Raw genomic sequence first — 20826 nt, forward strand, 5'->3', positions numbered from 1 at the left:
CAATCAAGAACGATCGCTCCATGACGGGCTTTCCACCGTGCCTCAGTCGGCCACCAGCACCCCTGAGCTCCGCCAACGCTTCAAAGAGCTGCTGCGCAAAGTTGGCAGCGGTGAGCACACCAGTCGTGGCTTGAGCCGCGGGGAAGCCGATGAAGCCCTCACTCTGATGCTTCAAGGGCATGCATCGGACACGCAAATCGGTGCCTTCCTGATCGCCCACAGGATCCGTCGTCCAGAACCCCAAGAACTGGCAGGGATGGTGGACACCTACCGACGCCTGGGCCCGCAACTGACCAGCGTGTCGGCTCAGCCAAAGCCGGTCTGCTTTGGCATGCCGTTCGATGGACGCACCCGCACAGCACCTCTGTACCCCCTGACCGCTCTGGTGCTCTGCGCTGCCGGTCAGCCGGTGGTCCTCCAAGCTGGCGCTCGCATGCCGGTGAAGTACGGCGTCACAGCCCTGGAACTGTTCCAAGGTCTGGGCCTGGATCTCCAGGGGCTGCCCCTGAACGCTGTGGCCTCTGGCTTCCAGCACCATGGCCTCGCCCTTATCCACCAGCCCGACCACTTCCCCCTCGCCGACAGCCTGATCCGTCATCGGGACGACCTGGGCAAACGACCACCGGTGGCCAGTGCCGAACTGCTCTGGACTGCCCACCACGGCGACCACCTGTTCGTGAGTGGTTTTGTGCACCCACCCACCGAAAGCCGCGCCTGGGAAACCCTGAGCCTGCTGGGGGAAGAGGATGTGATCACGGTGAAAGGGCTTGAAGGCAGCACAGACCTGCCGATCAGCCGGGCCTGCATCACGGCCCGCATGCGCCGCACAAAACCAGCGGAGCGGATGATCCTTCATCCGCGCGATCACGGTTGTTTCGGCCCCGACCAGGAGTGGACGAACCGGGAAGCCTGGACGGAGCAGGCCCACGCAGCCCTCCGCGGTGCTGGCCCTCTGGCGGCAGCCCTGCGCTGGAATGCCGGTTGCTACCTCTGGTTCTGCGGTGTCAGTGCAAGCCTCAGTGCCGGCCTGGAGCGCGCGGAACAGTGCTTGCAGAATGCAGAGGGCCAAACCATGCTCGAGTCTCTGATCCGTTGGCGCTCTGCTGTAGGAGGGTGAGATCCTCCGCAGCGCCCAGCCTTGCGTCGGCCTCCCGTTCCCACCCTGCTCAGCGCCTTTCTGACGCTGCTCAATGACCGGCTGGGTGAAAGCATCGTGTTTCCGCTCCTGCCGTTTCTGCTGGCGGGATTCAATGCCGATGGACGCACCCTGGGTTTGCTCGCCGGCAGCTATGCGCTCGCGCAGTTCACCGTCACACCGCTGATCGGCGCCCTGAGTGATCGCTTCGGTCGAAGGCCCGTGATCGCCACCTGTGTGAGCGGTTCGGTCTTAGGGCTCGGTTTGTTCGCGATCACGGTGAGCCTCGACTGGCCGATCGGATCGACCCTGCCGCTGATGCTTCTGTTCGCAGCGCGGCTGATCGATGGCATGAGTGGCGGCACTGCAGCCACGGCAGGAGCCGTGCTTGCGGATGTGACCCCACCGGAACGCCGAGCTCAGGCCTTCGGTCTGATCGGCGTGGCCTTCGGACTCGGTTTCATCATCGGACCGTTTCTCGGAGGGCAGCTGGCCCGCATCTCAGTCACCCTGCCGGTGTGGGTGGCCACAGGCTTCGCCGTGCTCAACCTGGTGGTGGTTCTACTGCTGCTGCCGGAGACCCACGCCCGTGATGCCCGCCGGGCAATGCCGCGAAAACGGGATCTCAACCCCTTTGCTCAGATCGCCAAGGTGATGGGCAACCCAGCGGTGGGACGTCTCTGTCTGAGCTTCTTTCTGTTCTTCCTGGCCTTTAACGGCTTCACGGCCATCCTGGTTCTCTACTTCAAGCAGCGGTTCAACTGGGGCCCTGAGCTGGCCACCACTGCTTTTCTGATCGTCGGAGTGGTCGCCACACTGGTGCAAGGCGGCCTGATCGGACCTCTGGTGAAACGACTCGGTGAGTGGCGTCTCACCCTGATCGGACTCGGACTGGTGATTGCAGGCTGCCTGCTGATTCCCGCCACGGATCCTGAGCAAGCCCAAGTCGGAGTGTTCAGTGCCGTGGCGATTCTGGCCACCGGCACAGGTCTGGTGACGCCAAGCTTGCGCAGCCTGGTGTCTCGACGCCTGGACAGCGAGGGCCAGGGTGCTGCTCTAGGCAGCCTTCAGGCTCTGCAGAGTCTGGGCAGTTTTCTCGGCCCCCCCGTGGCCGGACTCAGCTACGACTTGGTCGGTGCCGCCAGCCCTTTCCTGGGCGGTGCCATGGTCCTTGCCCTGGTCATCCTGCTGGTCAGCGGCAGCCCCCTACCCCGAAACACAGACCTGAACACAAGCTCTCCAGAACACAGTCGGGGCAAAGCGTGATTGCTACGTTGCGCGGGCAGCAGCCGCCTCTCCAGGCCCACCCATGTCCGCTCATCACCTGGCCCCGGAGCACTACATCAACCGGGAACTGAGCTGGATCGCCTTCAACGAACGAGTGCTGGAACTCGCCCTCGATGAACGAACACCCCTTCTGGAGCAGGCAAAATTCAGCGCGATTTTCAGCAACAACCTCGACGAATTCTTCATGGTGCGAGTCGCCTCCCTGAAGAGTCAGGTGGAGGCTGGTATCAGCAAACGCAGTGAGGATGGACTGACTCCCCTTGAGCAGCTGCATAAGATCCGCGAACGGCTGACGCCGGTCTTAGAGCAGCAACAAAAGCATTACCGCAGTCGACTGAAATCACAGCTGCGCGAGCATGGCGCCCACCTGCTCGATTACGAGCAGCTGAACAAGAAACAGCGCCTCTGGATCGACAACTTCTTCCAGACAGCAATCTTTCCGGTGCTCACGCCGCTGGCCGTGGATCCGGCCCATCCCTTCCCCTTCGTCAGCAACCTGAGCCTCAACGTCGCCGCCCTGATCCTCGATCCCCAGTCAGGCCAACGCCAACTGGCCAGGGTGAAGGTGCCCCAAAAGATCCTGCCCCGGTTCGTTGCGATCCCTACCGATCTCAGCGATTTGGAGCGTGAGCCCCTCCACACCGCCGTGCCCTTAGAGCAGGTGGTGGCCTTCAACCTCAGCCTTCTCTTCCCTGGCATGAAGATCGAAGGTCATTATTTCTTCCGCGTCACTCGAGACGCCGACTTGGAACTGCGTGATCTCGAGGCCGACGATCTCATGATCGCGATCGAGCAGGGCTTGCGCAAACGACGCATGGGTGGAGAGGTGGTACGCCTCGAGGTGGCCGATGAAATGCCCCAGGACGTAATCGACATGCTGATGGAAGGCATGTCTGTAGAAGAGGAAGACCTGTATCGAATCGGTGGTCCCCTGGGCCTCGATGACCTCTTTGGTCTGCTGGCAATCCCCCTGCCTCAACTCAAAGATCAGGGCCACAGCGGCCAGACCCCAGCGATTCTGTCCCGGGCCCAGCGCAGCATGCTCGAGGACGGCTCGATCAAGGAAGAGGAATTTGAAAGCATCTTCTCGGTGATCCGTCGGCGTGATGTGCTGCTGCACCACCCCTACGACCTGTTCTCCACCTCCGTGGAGGAATTCATCAATCAGGCCGCTGATGATCCACTGGTGATGGGGATCAAGATGACCCTCTATCGCACCTCCAAGGATTCACCGATCATCGCCGCCCTCATCCGTGCAGCCGAAAACGGAAAGCAGGTGATGGCTTTGGTGGAGCTGAAGGCCCGCTTCGATGAAGACAACAACATCCAGTGGGCCAAACACCTGGAGCGATGCGGCGTCCATGTGGTGTACGGGGTGATCGGCCTCAAAACCCACACCAAGATCGTGCTGGTCGTGCGCAAGGAGAAGGAGCGCCTGCGCAGCTACGTGCACATCGGTACTGGCAACTACAACTCCAAGACCTCGAAGCTTTACACCGATGTGGGGCTTCTCTCTGCCCGTCCGGAACTGGGCCAGGATCTGGTGGAACTATTCAACTATCTGACGGGCTTCTCGAAACAGCAAAGTTTCCGTCGCCTGCTCGTAGCCCCAGTGTCCCTGCGCAAGGGGATGGAACAACTGATTCGCCGGGAGATCGATCACGCCCGCGAGGGTCGCACCGGTCACATTCGGGCCAAGATGAATTCACTTGTGGATCCGGAGTTCGTCGCACTTCTCTATGAAGCCTCCCAAGCAGGGGTGCGCATTGAACTCATCATTCGCGGCATGTGCTGCCTACTTCCTGGACGAGAAGGTCTCAGTGAAACAATCAGTGTGGTGAGCATCCTGGGCCGCTTCCTCGAGCACTCCCGGATTTTCTGGTTCGCCAATGGCGGTGAGCCCGAGGTATTCATCGGCAGTGCGGATTGGATGCCCCGCAACCTCGACCGCAGGGTGGAGGCGGTGACCCCTGTCGAGGAGCCAGCCCTGCGCGAGCAACTGGAGCGCCTGCTCGCTCTCTACCTGGCGGACAACCAGGGTGCCTGGGACATGCAGAGCGATGGCAGTTTCCAGCGCCGCTTCGCCGACACTGAAAGCTGCAACTCCCAGCTGCAACTGATCGATCGTTGGCGGCAGGGAGTTCCCTCCGAAACAGCGCTCAAAGAAGCCAATGCAAACGATTCTTGATCTTCGTTACGACTGCTACAACATTGGCTGACAAAATAATCAGTTTCCTACAGGGAACAGAGGTCGCTTGAATTCAATATCTGCATCGCCAACAGAAGTGAGACGGCCAAGTATCAAACTCGTTCGAATGTCCTGAAAAGCTTCCAATTCATACAACGCACCCTCAGCTCATAGTGCTAAATTGCGCGCAAATCTAATCTCAGGAGGCCAGGGTGATGGGGATCCCTCTGGAATCTGCCGAAGGAGCACATCGCGCTTCTTCGTCAGAACCTGTATTGCCGAACACATCGCGTGTTCGCAATGCTGATCGTGCATCCAAACCAGCCCAAGGATCACGTCAGTCCCGCCAGGGCGGACGACTGTCCACTGATTCCATTGGCTATTACCTGAGCAGCATCGGCAGGATTCCTCTGCTCACGGCCGCCGAAGAAATCGAGCTTGCACACCACGTGCAGTCCATGAAGCAGCTGCTCGAGCTGCCTGAGCAAGAGCGCAGCCCACGCCAGAAGCATCAGATCCGCATGGGCAAACGCGCCCGGGATCGCATGATGGCGGCCAACCTGCGCCTCGTGGTGAGCGTCGCCAAGAAATACCAAAATCAGGGCCTGGAACTGCTGGACCTGGTTCAGGAAGGGGCGATCGGCTTAGAGCGGGCTGTCGACAAGTTCGATCCCGCCATGGGTTACAAATTTTCCACCTATGCCTACTGGTGGATCCGTCAAGGGATGACCCGGGCCATCGACAACAGCGCCCGCACCATTCGCCTGCCCATCCACATCAGCGAGAAGCTCTCGAAGATGCGGCGCATCTCCCGTGAGCTCTCCCATCGTTTCGGTCGCCAGCCCAATCGCCTAGAGCTGGCCCATGCCATGGGGATCGAACCACAGGATCTGGAAGACCTGATCGCCCAAAGCGCCCCCTGCGCCTCTCTCGACGCTCACGCCCGCGGCGAAGAAGATCGCAGCACCCTCGGTGAACTGATTCCCGATCCCAATGGCAGCGAGCCGATGGAGGGAATGGACCGCAGCATCCAGAAGGAGCATCTGGGCGGCTGGCTCTCCCAGCTGAATGAGCGGGAGCAGAAGATTCTCCGCCTTCGCTTTGGCCTTGATGGCCAAGAGCCCCTGACCCTTGCAGAGATTGGTCGTCAGATCAGCGTGTCCCGTGAACGGGTGCGCCAACTGGAGGCCAAGGCCATTCTCAAGCTGCGGCTCATGACCAACCACCAGCAGGCGGCCTGATTACACCCCTGCCCCTGCTGGTGATCGCCGCCTGGCTGGCCTGCGTGCTCGGCATGGCAGTGGTCGCCCGCAGGCTCTGGCCGGAGCGTCGAGAGCTGAGCCGGAAGATCGTGCACATCGGCACCGGTCCAGTCGTCCCTCTGGCCTGGTGGCTCGGGATTACGGCGGCCGTCGCGATTCCCATCGCACTGCTGGCCACCCTGGTGGCCTTGATCAATCACCGCTGGCGACTGCTGCCGGCCGTCGAGGACATCGAGCGCCACAGCTACGGCACCGTCGCCTATGGCCTTTCCATCAGCGTGCTGCTCATTGCGTTCTGGCCTGACCATGCCGATGCCGTCTGCGCCGGTGTGCTGGTGATGGCTTGCGCCGATGGTCTTGCCGGATTAATCGGTCGCGGCATTCCCTCCGCCAGTTGGCGTCTGTGGGGTCAGCGCAAGTCGATACTCGGAACCCTCACGATGGCCCTGGTCAGCCTGTTGGTGCTGATCGTGCTGGCAGCACTGACCTCGCCGTCTCCACCGCTAACCAGTTTGTTGATCATCGCGGGGCTGGCCACAGTGCTTGAACAACTCAGCTGGTGGGGCATCGACAACTTTTCTGTACCAGTGACTGTGGCCATCTGCTGGTGGAGCCTGAATCCCTAAACCCGCAACAGCCTCTCCCAGTGACGCTGCCAGTCCCCGTGGCTTCCAAGACCCACCACGAGCAGCTGTTCCCTAGGAAGCCGTTGCAATCCCGCCTGCCAGCTCGTGATTTGCTCTGCTTTCTCCATCCACAACGCCATCACATGGCCTTGGAGCCGGTCAGCATCCCAGTGCTGTTGAACAGCCATCCACTGCGTCCACTGCAACAAAGCGTCCAACTGGATCGGGCGAAAGCCCTTGAGTAACAACCCAGTTTCCTGCTCGAGCTCAAACAGACGCAGTGAATCCCCGAAACCAAAGAAGTGAAGAAACACCATAGGCCTCAGCTTCCCTAAGAGGTTTCCTCAACCTAGGCAATACGCAACGATGCGAAGTTCAGCCTGAACGAATTATTTAACTGGCGTACATCAACGAATTAATGATCAACAATCTTGGCACTCTCACGAGGAGAGTGCCAAAGGGCGACCTGCGGCCACCGCTGCTGCCAAACCATCAAGAAGTTGCTCTGTGGTGTCGATGCTGATGCAGGCATCTGTGACGCTCTGCCCGTAAGTCATGGCCGAACGGTCGGCATTGAGCTTCTGGCTGCCCTCCACGAGATGGCTTTCCAGCATCACGCCCATCAACTGGCCTGAACCCTGTCGCACCTGATCAGCAACTGCTGAGAGCACCTCTCCCTGACGACGGAAATCCTTGTTGGAATTGCCATGACTGCAATCCACCATCAAGCGGGCGGGGAGTCCGGCCTGCACCAGAGCCGCAGACGCCTCCTGCACAGCCTCCAGGTGGTAGTTCGTGCCCCGGCTGCCCCCACGCAGCACGAGATGACCGTCAGGATTTCCGGTGGTACTCACGATCGAGGCATGACCCTGACCGTTGATCCCGAGGAAATGGTGGGGCCTCGAGGCGGCCTGAATCGCATGGATTGCAATCGTGGCACTGCCATCGGTGCTGTTCTTGTAACCGACTGGCATCGAAAGGCCTGAAGCCATCTCCCGGTGGGTCTGACTTTCCGTCGTGCGTGCGCCAATCGCCGTCCAACTGATCAGATCAGCGATGTACTGGGGGACCACAGGGTCCAGCAGTTCCGTGGCTGCCGGCATACCGTCGCGGGACAGATCCAGCAGCAGCGAGCGTGCCATCCGCAAGCCTGTGTTGATGTCGTAGGAGCCATCGAGGTGCGGGTCATTGATCAACCCCTTCCAGCCAACGGTGGTGCGCGGCTTCTCGAAATACACCCGCATCACCACCTCCAACTGGTCGGCATGACGCTCCCGCAGAGGCGCAAGACGGCGGGCATACTCCCGGGCCGCGTCAACATCGTGAACCGAACAAGGGCCCACGATCACCAGCAGCCGCTGGTCCTCGCCCCGCAGGATTGCCTGGATACGTCCACGGGCCGCTGCAACCGTCTGGGTCGCCGCCGCATCGGTGGGCAAATCAGCGTGAAGCAGAGAGGGAGCCACAAGGGGGCGGGTCTCCACCACATGCAAATCGGAGGTGGTGGTGCTCATACCCCGCGCCGAGAAAAACCCAGATTACGGACAATCCCGGCAGCATCCGACACCAGGTCCGTTCACCCCAACAAGAAGAATGGATGCCAAGACCGCTGCCTGAGCCATCGCCATGCTGAGTGCCTACCGAGCCGCCGCCGCCGAACGCACCGCCCAGGGGATCCCTGCCCTGCCCCTAACAGCGGAGCAAACCCAGGCTCTCACCGGCCTACTCGAGGCACCCCCCGCAGGAGAGGAGAAGGAGCTGCTGCACCTGCTCAGTGAGCGCATCCCACCCGGCGTGGATGAGGCCGCCTACGTCAAAGCCTCCTGGCTCAGCGCGGTGGCCCAGGGCTCAGCCAGCAGTCCGCTGGTGACACCCCTTGAAGCCGTTCGCCTGCTGGGAACGATGGTCGGTGGCTACAACGTGGCAGCCCTGATCGAGCTGCTGCAGCACAGCGACAGCAGCCTGGCCGCCTGTGCCGCTGAGGGCCTGAGCCGCACCCTGCTCGTCTACGACGCTTACAACGAAGTGATGGAGCTTGCTGGCTCCAACCGCTTTGCCAAGCAAGTCGTTGACAGCTGGGCCGCCGCCGACTGGTTCACCTGCCGACCCCCCCTGGCAGAGGAGATCACTGTCACGGTGTTCAAGGTGGAAGGCGAAACCAACACCGACGACCTCTCTCCAGCGACCCACGCCACCACTCGACCAGACATCCCGCTGCACGCCCTGGCGATGCTGGAAACCAGGGATCCGGAAGGCCTGAGCACGATCGAGACGCTCAAGGCCAAGGGACACCCGGTGAGTTACGTGGGCGATGTGGTCGGCACCGGCAGCTCCCGCAAGAGCGCCATCAACTCCGTGCTCTGGCACACCGGCAACGACATCCCCCATGTGCCAAACAAGCGCGCCGGTGGGGTGATCCTGGGCGGAAAGATCGCCCCGATCTTTTTCAACACAGCCGAAGACTCGGGTGCTCTGCCGATCGAATGCGACGTCACCGCCCTCAACACCGGCGATGTGATCACGATCCGACCCCATGCAGGCACGATCGAGCGGGCGGCCGGGGAAGCCAATGCCGGTGAGATCATCGCCCGCTTCGAACTCAAGCCGAGCACGATCACTGATGAGGTGCGCGCCGGTGGGCGTATCCCCCTGATGATTGGTCGCGCGCTCACCGACAAGGTGCGCAACCAGCTCGGTCTGCCCCCGTCCGACCTGTTCATCCGTCCATCGGCACCGGTGGACTCCGGCAAAGGCTTCACCCTGGCCCAGAAGATGGTGGGCAAGGCCTGCGGCCTGCAGGGCGTGCGCCCAGGCACCAGCTGCGAGCCACTGATGACCACCGTGGGCAGTCAGGACACAACGGGTCCGATGACTCGCGACGAAATGAAGGAGCTGGCCTGCCTGGGCTTCTCCGCTGATCTGGTGATGCAGAGCTTCTGCCATACCGCCGCCTATCCCAAACCGGTGGATCTCCAGACCCAAAAGGAGCTGCCCGACTTCTTTGCCCAGCGGGGCGGCGTTGCCCTGCGCCCCGGCGACGGCATCATCCACAGCTGGCTCAACCGGATGCTTCTGCCCGACACCGTCGGCACCGGCGGTGACAGCCACACCCGCTTCCCTCTAGGAATCTCTTTCCCGGCCGGTTCCGGTCTAGTGGCCTTCGCCGCGGCCATCGGCGCCATGCCGCTCGACATGCCCGAATCCGTGCTGGTGCGCTTCAGTGGCTCCCTTCAGCCGGGGGTGACCCTGCGCGATGTCGTGAACGCAATCCCCTGGGTGGCAATCCAGAAGGGCCTGCTCACCGTGGAGAAAGCCAACAAGAAAAACCTGTTCAACGGCCGGATCATGGAAATCGAGGGTCTGCCCGATCTGAAGCTTGAGCAGGCCTTCGAACTCACCGATGCCTCGGCGGAGCGCTCCTGTGCCGGCTGCACGATCAAGCTCTCGGAGGCAACGGTCAGCGAATACCTCCGCAGCAACGTGGCGCTGCTTAAAAACATGATCGCCCGGGGCTACAGCGACGCCCGAACCCTGGCCCGTCGCATCAAGGCGATGGAAGCCTGGTTGGCCGATCCCCAGCTGCTGAGCGCCGACAGCGATGCCGAGTATGCCGAGGTGCTCGAGATCAACCTTGATGAGCTCACCGAACCCGTGGTCGCCTGCCCCAACGATCCCGACAACGTGAAGCTGCTCAGCGAGGTGGCCGGCGATGCCGTGCAGGAGGTGTTCATCGGATCCTGCATGACCAACATCGGCCACTACCGCGCCGCGGCCAAGGTGCTGGAGGGAGCCGGTCAAAACAAGGCGCGCCTCTGGGTATGTCCGCCCACCCGTATGGATGAGGACATGCTGAAACAAGAGGGCTATTACGCCACCTTCGAGGCAGCCGGCAGCCGCATGGAAATGCCCGGTTGTTCACTCTGCATGGGCAACCAGGCCCGTGTGGACGACAACACCACGGTGTTCTCCACCAGCACCCGCAACTTCAACAATCGACTGGGCAAAGGCGCCCAGGTGTATCTAGGCAGCGCCGAACTGGCCGCGGTCTGCGCCCAACTGGGCCGCATCCCAACCGCAGATGAATACCGCAACATCGCCGCCGAAAAGATCGATCCTCTCTCCACTGAGCTTTACCGCTACCTGAACTTTGACCAGATCTCTGGCTTCGAAGACGAAGGGCGTGTCGTGAGTGCCGACGACGAAGCGAAGGTGCTAGCGGGGGCTTGATCCCCCTGCTGGCACCCGCCTTGGTAGAACGCACCGCATGGTTGTTCTGAGCGAACCGAAGCAACGGCGGCACCAGCTGGGTTCCAGTCGCAGCATCCGCCGATTACTGGAGCGGCGCTGGTGGGTCGTGGTTCTGGCCTTGATGCTCACCGGGCTCGGGGCCGCTCTGACCGGGGTGCTGTTCAAGGCGGGTATCAAGCTTCTGGGCAGCTGGCGACTGGAGCTTCTGGCCGACCTGCCCGCCTGGGCGGTCCTCCCAGGCCTCGGCGCCGTCGGCGGCCTGATCTCAGGCCTGATGGTTGCCAATCTGGCGCCGGCCGCCGGCGGATCCGGCATCACCCACATCATGGGCTTCCTCAAACATCGGGCCGTACCGATGGGCCTGCAGGTGGGATTAGTGAAGCTGATCGCAGGCATCGTGGCGATCGGCAGCGGTTTTCCCCTTGGCCCCGAAGGCCCCTCCGTGCAAATGGGGGGATCGGTCGCCTGGCAAATGGCCCGATGGCTCAAGGCCCCGGTGGCCTTCCGACGCGTGATCGTGGCCGCCGGCGGTGGGGCCGGTATCGCAGCGGTGTTTAGCGCCCCGATCGGCGGCTTTGTCTACGCAGTGGAGGAACTGCTGCATTCCGCCCGCCCGGTGGTGCTGCTGCTGGTGATCGTGACCACCTTCTGGGCCGATGCCTGGGCCGACGTCCTTGGCCTGGCCGGACTCAGTCCCAGCAGCGGAGGGCTTGACGCCACCGAAGGCTTTCAACTCGAACGGGAGTACACGCCTCTGGTGAATTTTCTACCGATCGATCTTGGTTATCTGATCGCGCTGGGGGTGGTCGTCGGAGTGCTCGCAGAGCTGTATTGCCGCTATGTGCTCGCCATGCAACGCAAAGGCAACGCCTGGTTTGGAGACCGGCTTGTGCTGCGCATGGTGATCAGTGGCGGAGTGCTCGGAAGCGTGTATGCCTTTCTGCCTGAACCCTTTCACAACCTGGAGGGCCTCCAGCATCTGATCGCCGATGGCAGCGCCGACATCCCGATGGCGCTTGGGACCTTCACCGTGTTGTTCTTCAGCACAGGGCTGGCAGCCGCCTCTGGAGCTCCTGGCGGCCTGTTCTTTCCCATGCTCACCCTGGGAGGGTCCATTGGCCTGGCCTGCGGTATCTGGGTGGAAGCGCTCACTGGGCATGTGCCCAGCACTTACGTCTTTGCCGGCATGGGCGCCTTCGTGGCCAGCTGCTCGCGCACGCCGATCACAGCGATGTTTCTGGCCTTCGCGCTCACCAAAGATCTTCTGATCCTCAAGCCAATTCTGGTGGCCTGCCTGGCCAGCTTTCTGATCGCGCGGCTCTTTGATCACCGCTCGATCTACGAACGCCAACTGGGAATGGAACTGCAGGTGGAGGACCACCTGGCCGCTAAACGAGAGCGCCGAGGCGGCATCCACCACGCCTGGGATGGGTCGGTCCGACGCCGGGCCTTTCAGCCTCCCCCACCACCGCAGCCTGCGATTCAACCTTCAGATGACCCTGCAGGATGATGGGGTATCCCGGACGCCCTCCTGAACCAGGAAACCCTGCTGTTTGATCCGGCAGTGCCGGAACCAGGCGCCCTGCGGACGGTGCTGGCCTTTCCGAGCACCTACACGGTGGGCATCACCAGCCTCGGTTATCAGATCGTCTGGGCCACCCTGGCGATGCGCCCCGATCTGGACGTCCGCCGCCTGTTCACCGATCAGGGAGATCCACCGCACCGACACTGCGACCTCTTTGGTCTTTCCCTGAGCTGGGAGCTAGACGGACCGGTGCTGCTCGATCTGCTCGAACAGCAGCGGATTCCTATCTGGAGTGCTGATCGCAGCGACAACGATCCGCTGGTGTTCGGCGGTGGGCCGGTGCTCACCGCCAACCCAGAGCCCCTGGCGCCTTTTTTTGATGTGGTGCTGCTTGGTGATGGAGAGGAGCTACTGCCAGCCTTCATCGATGCGCTCCAGAGCGTGAGAGATCAACCCCGGGCGCAACAGCTGCGCCACCTGGCCCGGATCCCAGGCATCTACGTGCCTGCGCTCTATGCACCCCGCTACGACCCGGATGGCTGCCTGCGGTCGATCGAGCCGATCGAAGCAGACTGCCCCGAGCGAATCGCCAAACAGACCTGGCGGGGCAACAGCCTCAGCCACTCCACGGTGATTACACCGGAAGCGGCCTGGCCAGACATTCACATGGTGGAGGTGGTACGTAGCTGTCCGGAACTGTGTCGCTTCTGCCTCGCCAGCTACCTGACCCTGCCCTTCCGCACCCCCTCCTTGGATGACGGCCTGATTCCAGCTGTGGAGAAAGGACTCACCGCCACCCGACGCCTAGGACTTCTCGGCGCCTCCGTCACCCAACACCCCCAGTTCAGCGAACTGCTGCATTGGCTTGGCCAAGACCGCTTCGAGGATCTGCGCGTCAGCGTCAGTTCAGTGCGGGCCGCCACGGTGACACCGGATCTCGCCCAGGGGCTAGCCCGTCGTGGCAGTAAGTCGCTCACGATCGCGATCGAAAGCGGCAGTGAACGGATGCGCGGAGTCGTGAATAAGAAACTGAGCACCAGCGAAATCGAAGCAGCAGCGCGGCATGCCAAGCAGGGAGGCCTGAGCGGTCTCAAGCTCTATGGCATGGTCGGGCTACCAGCTGAAGAGGAGAGCGATGTGGAAGACACCGCCTCTCTGCTGCTGGATCTCAAGAAAGCCACTCCGGGGCTGCGCCTGACCCTGGGTGTCAGCACCTTCGTCCCGAAGGCGCACACCCCTTTCCAGTGGCAAGGCGTGCGACCGGAGGCTGAAAAACGACTCAAGCTTCTGGCGAAACGGCTCAAGCCAAAGGGGATTGAGCTGCGACCGGAAAGCTACGGATGGAGCGTGATTCAAGCCCTGCTCTCCCGCAGCGATCGTCGGCTCGCTCCGGTGATCGCCGCCGTGCGCGGGTCGCAGGACAGCCTGGGGGGTTGGAAGAAGGCCTACCGGGCAGCACGGGCAGGGGAGCTGCCATCAACCACCAGCGCTGGAGTCACCCTGCCCGTTCCCCCGCCCTGGGAGCAGGTGGTTCATGACGTTTGGGATGAACAGATGGTTCTGCCCTGGACCCATCTCGACGCCCCCCTCAGCGCGTCGACCCTGGCGGCCCATCAGCGGCAGGCACTGGATCTGGCCTAAGCATCATCCGCAACCCGGCCAGCAGAATCCAGCCGGCGATGTTGAGCCGACTGTCAAAGAACGGCATATCGGTGCCATGCAGCACCACCAGGATCAAGACCGACGCCCACCAGGCCCGATCGAAGAGGGTGCGCAGCCCCCTCCGAAGACTGGTGATCAACAGAGCCAAAACAAAACCGATGAGGAGCATGGCCACCGGTAGGCCATGGCTCAGAGCGAGCTCCAGGGGAAGGTTGTGGGCATGGCCGTGCCACTTGCCGGTCCGCAAGGGGTAGAGAACGGAGAAGGCAGCTGCCCCCCAGCCCAGCCAGGGACGTTCCCCGATCAGCTGCAAAGCAACTCCCCATTGACTGAGACGGGTGGAAGCCAGCGCCCGCTCCGCCGCATGGCGACTATCGGTGAGCCGAGACCAGATCGCTTCAGGCACAAGGGCCCGGGCCGGCTGCTGAAACGCTGATGGCACCCCTGGCAGCACAGCCAGCAGCAGTGGAAACAGAGCCAGCAGCAACAGCGGTAGCAACCAGAACCAGCTCTGAGCTCCCAGCACGATTGGAACAGCCAGCACCAACGCTCCCCAGGCATTACGGGAATCGGTGAGCAGCAGAGCGGCCACCTGGGCGGTCGCGAGGAGGATGGCCAGGGCCCGCCGCTCTGGTTTCAACCCCGGCTGCACAAAAGCTGCAAGCGCAAAGGGCCAGACCAAAGCCAGCCAAGCCCCGGCGATATTGGCGTAATCGAACAACCCGGACAGACGTCCGCTCGGTTCACCCCCCGGGGTCACAAACCAGATGATCAGGCCGTTGAACAACTGCCAAGGACCCTGCCAACCCCACCAGATCTGGCCCAGACCGGTCACGAGCACTGGCACGGTTCCCGCCACCAGCCAAAGGGCGGTACGCCGGCGTCCGCCGGTATCGGAGACATAGGGCTGAAAGCCCCAGAACCCCCAGAAGAAAGGAAGCCAATTGGCAAGTCCAGCCCAGGCCAGCGGTCCTGAATAGGCGCGCAAACATCCGCTGACCATCAGCACCGCGGCCAGGATCAGGGGCAGCGTCCAGGGATCGCTCCAGCCGTTGCGCTCCCGACGCAGACTGCCGATCAGCAGCGCTGGGAAGAGCAGCAGGCTCCCTAACAGCGCAGAGGAAGGCAGCAGAACAACACCCAACTGAAAGAGCAGCCAGCCGCTGGGGGCTGCCTGCCGCGGCCGCTCAGTGGCCAAGGCTCTCACCAGAACACGGACCGGACTCACGCGAACACCGCAGTGCGGCCGCGATAGACCATCACCTGACGACGCAGATGCAGTCGCAGCGCCCTGGCGAGAGCCAGGCGTTCGGTATCACGACCCTTGCGGATCAGATCCTCCACCTCATCGCGATGGCTCACATGCGCGATGGTTTGCTCGATGATCGGGCCGTCATCGAGATCTTCGGTGACGTAGTGAGCCGTGGCGCCGATCAGCTTCACACCTCGCTCCCAGGCCCGGTGGTAGGGCTGAGCACCCTTGAACGCGGGCAGGAAGGAATGGTGAATGTTGATGACGGTGGGGAACTCGGCAAGGAAGTCTGCACTGAGGACCTGCATGTACTTAGCGAGCACCGCTAGTTCAATCCGATGCTCCTGAAGCAGCGACAAGATCGTCTGTTCTGCCTCGGCTTTGCGCTCCTTCTCCACAGGAACACACAGGAACGGCACACCGAAGTCCTTGCAGAGGGGCTCAAGATCGGGATGGTTGGCGATCACCAGGGGCACCTGCATCGGCAGCTCGCCGCTTCGGGCACGCCAGAGCAGATCCAAGAGACAGTGACTCTGCTTGCTGGCAAAGATCGCCACCCGGGGATGCTCATCAGAAAAGTGAAGCTGCGCCTCACCACCGAGGCGTTCTGCCAGGGCCGCAGCCGCCGGTGCAATCGCCTGGCGCGGTAACCCGAAACCGTCCAGCCCCCATTCAATCCGGCTGAGAAAGAGGCCTGCACCGGCATCGGTGTGGTGATCGGCGTGGCGAATGTTGCCGCCATTGGCCGCGACCCATCCAGCCAACTCGCTCACCAGGGCCGGTCGATCCGGACAGATCACCTGAAGAATCACCGATGGGGATGACACGGCTCACCAACGTGGAAGCATCGATTCTGACCCTGTGCGATCACGGTTAAAGTCCTCGGGTCTTCCCTGGAATCCCAATGCTGAGCGCCATGCGTCGCCTCGCTGCGTTCTGCCTCTGCCTCGTCCTCTGCTTTGGCCTTGCGGCCTGCAGCGGCGGCGCGAAGGCCAAGCCCGCCACCATCAGCCCCGAGGAGATGGCCGTGATCCGCCGTCAGGCAGAGGGATTCACCAGTGCCCAGGAGCGACTGCCTGAACTGGCAGCGCTCGTGAACAAGCGCGACTGGACCTTCACCCGCAACCTGATCCATGGGCCCATGCAGGAAGTCGGCCGCGAAATGCTGTACATCAATCAGCGTCTGCTGCCAGGCGACCGGGCAGAAGCCAATGAGCTGGCTACGTCCCTTAAGGACGCCCTGGCGAACCTTGACGAAGCAGCCCGACTCCAGGACGGTGTGAAGCTCCAGAAGGCCTATGTGGAAGTCGCCACCGGCTTCTCCAACTACGCCAAGGTGATCCCCGCCCAAGCCCTCAGCTGAGCGCCTCAGTCACTGTCATCGGAGCCGGAGCCGTTGGGGCCGGCTGCGCCTGGCGCCTCGCCAAGGCCGGTCATTCCGTCACCCTGATCGATCCCAGCCTCAGCTCTCCACCCCCCTCCGGAGAGCGTTCAGGTCCGCTCGACAGCGGCACCGTCGCGTCCCTGGGAATCCTGATGGGACTGGTCTTCAGGCGATCCAGTGGTCGCGCCTGGCGCCTGCGGCGACGCAGCATGGAACTCTGGCCGCAATGGGCAGAGGAGCTCGGTGACCAAGAGCAGCCACTTCAGCTCCAGACACCTTTGGTGCAAGTGGCCGCCACCGAAGAAGAAGGCTTGCGGATGCAAGCGCTTGCCAAGGAGCGTCAGAGTTCAGGGCTGCGTTTCCTTAGCCAGGAGCACCTGCAGCGGCATCATCCCGACTGGCCTGGCGGAGAGCATGGAGCCCTCCACTCCGTCCAGGATGGACGCATTGATCCCCTAGCGCTCCTGAAGGCCCTGCGGAAGCAGCTGACTCGGCTCGATGTGACCCTGATCAGCGAAGCGGTGACGAGAATCCGCCGCGCTCAACCATCGCCTGCGCTGATCGGGAAACCCTGGACTCTGGAGCTTCAAAGCAGTGGGTTGCTCGAAGCCGAGCAGGTGGTGGTCTGCAGTGCCCTGGCCGCCCAACCGTTACTGGCAGAACTGGGCCATCAGCGTGCGATGGAACCGGTCCTAGGCCAAGTGCTGGACCTGGAGCTGGCGGAAGCAAGCGCACCCTGCTCCCCCTGGCCGGCAGTGCTGGTCTGCCAGGGCATCAATCTGGTGCGGCAGGGTGCATCGGCGAACGGTCGTCAACGACTTTGGCTGGGAGCAACCCTGGAGCCAGGAACCCAGGCCGATCCGCAAGCCCTGAATCAACTGCTCTCCCTGCAAGGCCAGGCTCCCGCCTGGTTGCAGCGGGCAACCGTCGTCCAGCACTGGCAAGGGCTTCGAGCCCGACCGATCGATCGGCCTGCACCACTCCTGGAGGTGCTCGAACCAGGCCTGATCCTGGCCAGTGGCCACTACCGAAACGGTGTGCTGCTGGCTCCGGCAACAGCGGAGTGGGTCTGCGAACAGATCACAACCCGATGATGACAAGAGCCTTACAGGCTCTTAAAAGCCAACCCGAAAAGGTCTGCATAGGGTCCGGTTATGGAGTGTTGCTCCATGCCTCTTTGCCCTTGGTGTCCATGCAATCCACACCCTTGCGCCGCGCTCTGACCGCCGCTGCTGGCGTGACTGCCACCTTCGCCCTCGCCTCCTGTTCCTTCGGTGGCAGTGGCGGAGGTGATCAGGTCAAAGGCAACCTCAACGGCGCCGGTGCCTCCTTCCCAGCAGCCATCTACACCCGTTGGTTCCAGGAGCTGGCCCCCCAGGGCGTGAACGTGAACTACCAGTCGGTCGGATCCGGCGCCGGTGTGCGGCAATTCACCGCGGGCACCGTGGACTTCGGTGCTTCCGACAAACCAATGAAAGCGGAGGAGATTGCCCAGGTGAAGCGGGGTGTGCTGCAAATCCCGATGACCGCTGGTGCCATTGCCGTGGCTTACAACCTCAAGGGCTGCGACCTGAAACTGAGCCAAGAGCAGTTGGCTGGCATCTTCCTGGGCAAGATCAGCAACTTCAAGGAGCTCGGTTGCGCCGATCAGGCCATCACCGTGGTGCGCCGTTCCGATGGATCCGGCACCACCTACAACTTCACCAAGCACCTCTCCGCCATTAGTGAAGCCTGGAAGAACGGCCCAGGTGCAAACAAATCGATCAAATGGCCCACGGGTGTCGGGGCCAAAGGCAATGAAGGGGTGGCAGCCCAGCTGAACCAGATCCAGGGCGGCATCGGCTATGTGGAATCGGCCTATGTGAAGGGCAATCTGCAAGCTGCCGCTCTCACCAATGCCTCTGGCGAGCTGGTGAAGCCCACCAACGAGACCGAAAGCCTGGCTCTCGATTCCATCGATCTCGGCCCCGATCTGATCGGTGGTAATCCCAATCCACCCAAGGGTTACCCGATCGTCACCTTCACTTGGATCCTGGCTTACAAAACCGGGAATGCCGACAAGACCGATCGCCTGAAGAAGACCTTCGACTTCATGCTCTCGGACACAGCCCAGAGCCAGGCCCCATCCCTCGGTTATGTGAGCCTGCCCGCAGGGGTCGTGGAGAAGGCCAAGGCTGCTGTGTCTGAGATCAGCCAGTGATCCTCTGAAACCGATCCGTCTGATGCGTCAGACAGCAAAAAGGGGGCCTTAGGGCCCCCTTTCTTGATGGCGCAGATCGAGCGAACGACGCTCAGGCGGCAATCACTTCGATTCAGTGAATTCCGCGTCAATCACATCGTCACCAGCATCGCTGCTGGATCCGGCGGCACCGGCAGCACCATCAGCACCTGGGGCTGCAGCGCCATCAGCACCGGCCTGCTGGTAAACGGAGGCACCCAAGGCATAGAGCTCCTGCTGCAGTTGCTCCAGCAGAGACTTCATCGCGTCGAAGTCCTCCTTCTCGGTGGCCTCCTTGAGCTGGGTGCGCTTCTCCTCCACCTTGGCCTTAGCGGCATCGTCAACCTTGTCACCGAGTTCGCCCAGTTGCTTCTCGGCCTGGTAGACGAGGGTCTCGGCCTGGTTCTTCAGGTCGATTTTTTCGCGCTTTTCCTTATCGGCGCTGGCGTTGGCCTCGGCATCCTTGACCATCTTGTCGACCTCGGAATCACTGAGGGTGGAGGCACCGGTGATTGAGATGGACTGCTCCTTGCCGCTGCCCTTGTCCTTAGCGGTGACGCTGAGGATGCCGTTGGCGTCGATGTCAAAGGTCACCTCGATCTGAGGCACGCCACGGGGGGCGGGGGGGATGCCATCAAGACGGAAGGTTCCAAGTGACTTGTTATCGGAAGCCATCTCGCGCTCGCCCTGGAGCACGTGAATCTCCACGTTGGTCTGCCCATCCACAGCTGTGGAGTAGGTCTCCGACTTCTTGGTGGGAACCGTGGTGTTGCGGGAGATCATCTTGGTCATCACACCGCCGAGGGTCTCAACACCCAGGGAGAGGGGAGTGACGTCCAACAGAAGGATGTCCTTGACCTCTCCGGCGAGCACACCGCCTTGAATGGCGGCACCAACAGCCACCACCTCGTCGGGGTTCACCGTCTGGTTGGGATCCTTACCGGTGATCCGCTTCACCAGCTCGAGCACAGCGGGGATCCGAGTGGAACCACCCACCATCACGATCTCGTCGAGCTCGCCAGCGGAGAGCTTGGCGTCCTTGAGGGCCTGCTCCACCGGCACGCGGCAGCGATCGATCAACTTGGAAGCCAGTTCCTCGAACTTGGCGCGGGTCAGGGTGAGGTCGAGGTGCTTCGGACCCTCAGGGGTCGCCGTGATGAACGGCAGGTTGATCTCGCTCTGCGTGGCACTGGAGAGCTCGATCTTGGCCTTCTCAGCCGCCTCGGTGAGACGCTGCAGAGCTTGCTTGTCCTGACGCAGATCAATGCCTTCGTTGGCCTTGAAGCTGTCAGCCAGGTGATCAACGATCACTTTGTCGAAATCGTCACCACCGAGGTGGGTGTCACCGGAGGTGGAGAGCACCTCAAAGACCCCATCGCCAACTTCAAGGACGGAGACATCAAAGGTGCCGCCGCCGAGGTCGAAGACCAGGATGCGCTCGTTGCTCTTCTTGTCGAGGCCGTAGGCAAGCGCAGCTGCCGTGGGCTCGTTGATGATGCGCAGCACCTCGAGGCCGGCGATCTTGCCGGCATCCTTGGTGGCCTGACGCTGGGAATCGTTGAAGTAAGCGGGAACGGTGATCACCGCTTGCGTGACGGTCTCCCCCAGGTATTTGCCGGCATCTTCAGCAAGCTTGCGAAGCACCTGTGCGCTCACCTCCTCAGGGGCGAACTGCTTGTCAAGCACCGGGCACTTGACCTTGACGTTGGAACCAGCCTTTTCAACGGTGTAGCTGACTTCCTTCGACTCTTCGTTGACCTCATCGACACGACGGCCAATGAAACGCTTGACCGAATAAAACGTGTTATCGGGATTCATGACCGCCTGGCGCTTGGCGATCTGACCAACGAGCTGGTCCTGATTCTTCGTGTAGGCGACCACGGAGGGGGTAGTGCGGAACCCCTCGGCATTGGCAATCACGGTGGGCTTGCCACCCTCCATCACAGAAACACAGCTGTTTGTGGTGCCGAGGTCAATACCAACAACCTTGCCCATGGGATCCCACCTCCTCGATTGAGTCCGTCTTGAACTTCTGCATC

At 62.0% G+C, this 20826-nt stretch carries 16 protein-coding genes; 11 read left to right on the forward strand and 5 right to left on the reverse strand.

Features of this window, described 5'->3' with window-relative positions; translation table 11 throughout:
- Positions 1 to 37: 37 nt before the first annotated feature.
- From CWE17_RS04105 to CWE17_RS04125, 5 genes are all read left to right on the forward strand, one after another.
- Positions 38 to 1117 carry an anthranilate phosphoribosyltransferase family protein gene (locus tag CWE17_RS04105; RefSeq protein ID WP_131455078.1) on the forward strand — a complete coding sequence of 360 codons (1080 nt, stop codon included), beginning with the start codon at positions 38 to 40 and terminating at the stop codon, positions 1115 to 1117.
- Between the two features lie 21 nt (positions 1118 to 1138).
- On the forward strand, positions 1139 to 2401 hold the full coding sequence (locus CWE17_RS04110; RefSeq protein WP_131455079.1) for an MFS transporter: 1263 nt from the start codon (positions 1139 to 1141) through the stop codon (positions 2399 to 2401).
- 43 nt (positions 2402 to 2444) lie between these two features.
- Positions 2445 to 4610: a polyphosphate kinase 1 gene (gene ppk1, locus CWE17_RS04115; RefSeq protein ID WP_131455080.1), complete on the forward strand. Its 2166-nt coding sequence runs from the start codon at positions 2445 to 2447 to the stop codon at positions 4608 to 4610.
- A gap of 215 nt (positions 4611 to 4825) precedes the next feature.
- The gene (locus CWE17_RS04120) at positions 4826 to 5851 is read left to right on the forward strand and encodes an RpoD/SigA family RNA polymerase sigma factor (RefSeq protein ID WP_131455081.1); all 1026 of its coding nucleotides are present in this window, start codon (positions 4826 to 4828) and stop codon (positions 5849 to 5851) included.
- Positions 5852 to 5904: 53 nt separating this feature from the next.
- Positions 5905 to 6498: a diacylglycerol/polyprenol kinase family protein gene (locus CWE17_RS04125; protein ID WP_131455236.1), complete on the forward strand. Its 594-nt coding sequence runs from the start codon at positions 5905 to 5907 to the stop codon at positions 6496 to 6498.
- Here CWE17_RS04125 and CWE17_RS04130 read toward each other — a convergent pair.
- Together CWE17_RS04130 and CWE17_RS04135 are read right to left on the reverse strand one after the other, a co-directional pair.
- Positions 6495 to 6815, reverse strand: a complete 321-nt coding sequence (locus tag CWE17_RS04130) for a hypothetical protein (RefSeq protein ID WP_131455082.1) — start codon at positions 6813 to 6815, stop codon at positions 6495 to 6497. The genes CWE17_RS04125 and CWE17_RS04130 overlap by 4 nt on opposite strands.
- 123 nt (positions 6816 to 6938) lie before the next feature.
- Entirely contained in the window at positions 6939 to 8012 is a 1074-nt protein-coding gene (locus tag CWE17_RS04135) for a 3-deoxy-7-phosphoheptulonate synthase (RefSeq protein ID WP_131455083.1), read from the reverse strand.
- Positions 8013 to 8124: 112 nt separating this feature from the next.
- Between CWE17_RS04135 and acnB the strand changes: the two genes are divergently transcribed.
- The 3 genes from acnB (at position 8125) to CWE17_RS04150 (ending at position 13912) form a co-directional block, all read left to right on the forward strand.
- Positions 8125 to 10725, forward strand: a complete 2601-nt coding sequence (gene acnB / locus CWE17_RS04140) for a bifunctional aconitate hydratase 2/2-methylisocitrate dehydratase (protein ID WP_131455084.1) — start codon at positions 8125 to 8127, stop codon at positions 10723 to 10725.
- Between the two features lie 37 nt (positions 10726 to 10762).
- Positions 10763 to 12256, forward strand: a complete 1494-nt coding sequence (locus CWE17_RS04145; protein ID WP_131455085.1) for a ClC family H(+)/Cl(-) exchange transporter — start codon at positions 10763 to 10765, stop codon at positions 12254 to 12256.
- A gap of 81 nt (positions 12257 to 12337) precedes the next feature.
- Positions 12338 to 13912, forward strand: a complete 1575-nt coding sequence (locus CWE17_RS04150) for a radical SAM protein (RefSeq protein WP_131455237.1) — start codon at positions 12338 to 12340, stop codon at positions 13910 to 13912.
- On the opposite strand, the gene CWE17_RS04155 is transcribed toward CWE17_RS04150, so the two are convergent.
- Together CWE17_RS04155 and purU are read right to left on the reverse strand one after the other, a co-directional pair.
- Positions 13860 to 15131 (reverse strand): O-antigen ligase, encoded by a 1272-nt coding sequence (locus CWE17_RS04155; RefSeq protein ID WP_240789237.1) that lies wholly within the window; start codon positions 15129 to 15131, stop codon positions 13860 to 13862. The genes CWE17_RS04150 and CWE17_RS04155 overlap by 53 nt on opposite strands.
- Before the next feature lie 26 nt (positions 15132 to 15157).
- The gene (gene purU / locus CWE17_RS04160) at positions 15158 to 16012 is read right to left on the reverse strand and encodes a formyltetrahydrofolate deformylase (protein WP_131455086.1); all 855 of its coding nucleotides are present in this window, start codon (positions 16010 to 16012) and stop codon (positions 15158 to 15160) included.
- Between the two features lie 77 nt (positions 16013 to 16089).
- Between purU and psbQ the strand changes: the two genes are divergently transcribed.
- From psbQ to pstS, 3 genes are all read left to right on the forward strand, one after another.
- Positions 16090 to 16548, forward strand: coding sequence for a photosystem II protein PsbQ (gene psbQ / locus CWE17_RS04165; RefSeq protein ID WP_131455087.1), 459 nt, complete (start codon positions 16090 to 16092; stop codon positions 16546 to 16548).
- Between the two features lie 17 nt (positions 16549 to 16565).
- Positions 16566 to 17663: an NAD(P)/FAD-dependent oxidoreductase gene (locus CWE17_RS04170; RefSeq protein ID WP_370318270.1), complete on the forward strand. Its 1098-nt coding sequence runs from the start codon at positions 16566 to 16568 to the stop codon at positions 17661 to 17663.
- A gap of 98 nt (positions 17664 to 17761) precedes the next feature.
- Complete coding sequence (pstS, locus tag CWE17_RS04175) at positions 17762 to 18769, forward strand: phosphate ABC transporter substrate-binding protein PstS (protein ID WP_131455089.1); 1008 nt, start codon at positions 17762 to 17764, stop codon at positions 18767 to 18769.
- Between the two features lie 102 nt (positions 18770 to 18871).
- On the opposite strand, the gene dnaK is transcribed toward pstS, so the two are convergent.
- Positions 18872 to 20782, reverse strand: coding sequence for a molecular chaperone DnaK (dnaK, locus tag CWE17_RS04180; RefSeq protein ID WP_131455090.1), 1911 nt, complete (start codon positions 20780 to 20782; stop codon positions 18872 to 18874).
- Between the last annotated feature and the right edge of the window lie 44 nt (positions 20783 to 20826).

Origin of the sequence: Synechococcus sp. BS56D (genome assembly GCF_004332405.1) — a bacterium.
Lineage (GTDB): Bacteria > Cyanobacteriota > Cyanobacteriia > PCC-6307 > Cyanobiaceae > Synechococcus_C.

What these genes read in the sequence shown, in the direction of transcription:
- CWE17_RS04125 (WP_131455236.1), top strand. Translation starts at nt 5,905, where the DNA reads ATGGCAGTGGTCGCCCGCAGGCTCTGGCCGGAGCGTCGAGAGCTGAGC.
- CWE17_RS04135 (WP_131455083.1), bottom strand. Translation starts at nt 8,012, where the DNA reads ATGAGCACCACCACCTCCGATTTGCATGTGGTGGAGACCCGCCCCCTT.
- ppk1 (WP_131455080.1), top strand. Translation starts at nt 2,445, where the DNA reads ATGTCCGCTCATCACCTGGCCCCGGAGCACTACATCAACCGGGAACTG.
- CWE17_RS04145 (WP_131455085.1), top strand. Translation starts at nt 10,763, where the DNA reads ATGGTTGTTCTGAGCGAACCGAAGCAACGGCGGCACCAGCTGGGTTCC.
- pstS (WP_131455089.1), top strand. Translation starts at nt 17,762, where the DNA reads ATGCAATCCACACCCTTGCGCCGCGCTCTGACCGCCGCTGCTGGCGTG.
- CWE17_RS04120 (WP_131455081.1), top strand. Translation starts at nt 4,826, where the DNA reads ATGGGGATCCCTCTGGAATCTGCCGAAGGAGCACATCGCGCTTCTTCG.
- CWE17_RS04130 (WP_131455082.1), bottom strand. Translation starts at nt 6,815, where the DNA reads ATGGTGTTTCTTCACTTCTTTGGTTTCGGGGATTCACTGCGTCTGTTT.
- dnaK (WP_131455090.1), bottom strand. Translation starts at nt 20,782, where the DNA reads ATGGGCAAGGTTGTTGGTATTGACCTCGGCACCACAAACAGCTGTGTT.
- acnB (WP_131455084.1), top strand. Translation starts at nt 8,125, where the DNA reads ATGCTGAGTGCCTACCGAGCCGCCGCCGCCGAACGCACCGCCCAGGGG.
- psbQ (WP_131455087.1), top strand. Translation starts at nt 16,090, where the DNA reads ATGCTGAGCGCCATGCGTCGCCTCGCTGCGTTCTGCCTCTGCCTCGTC.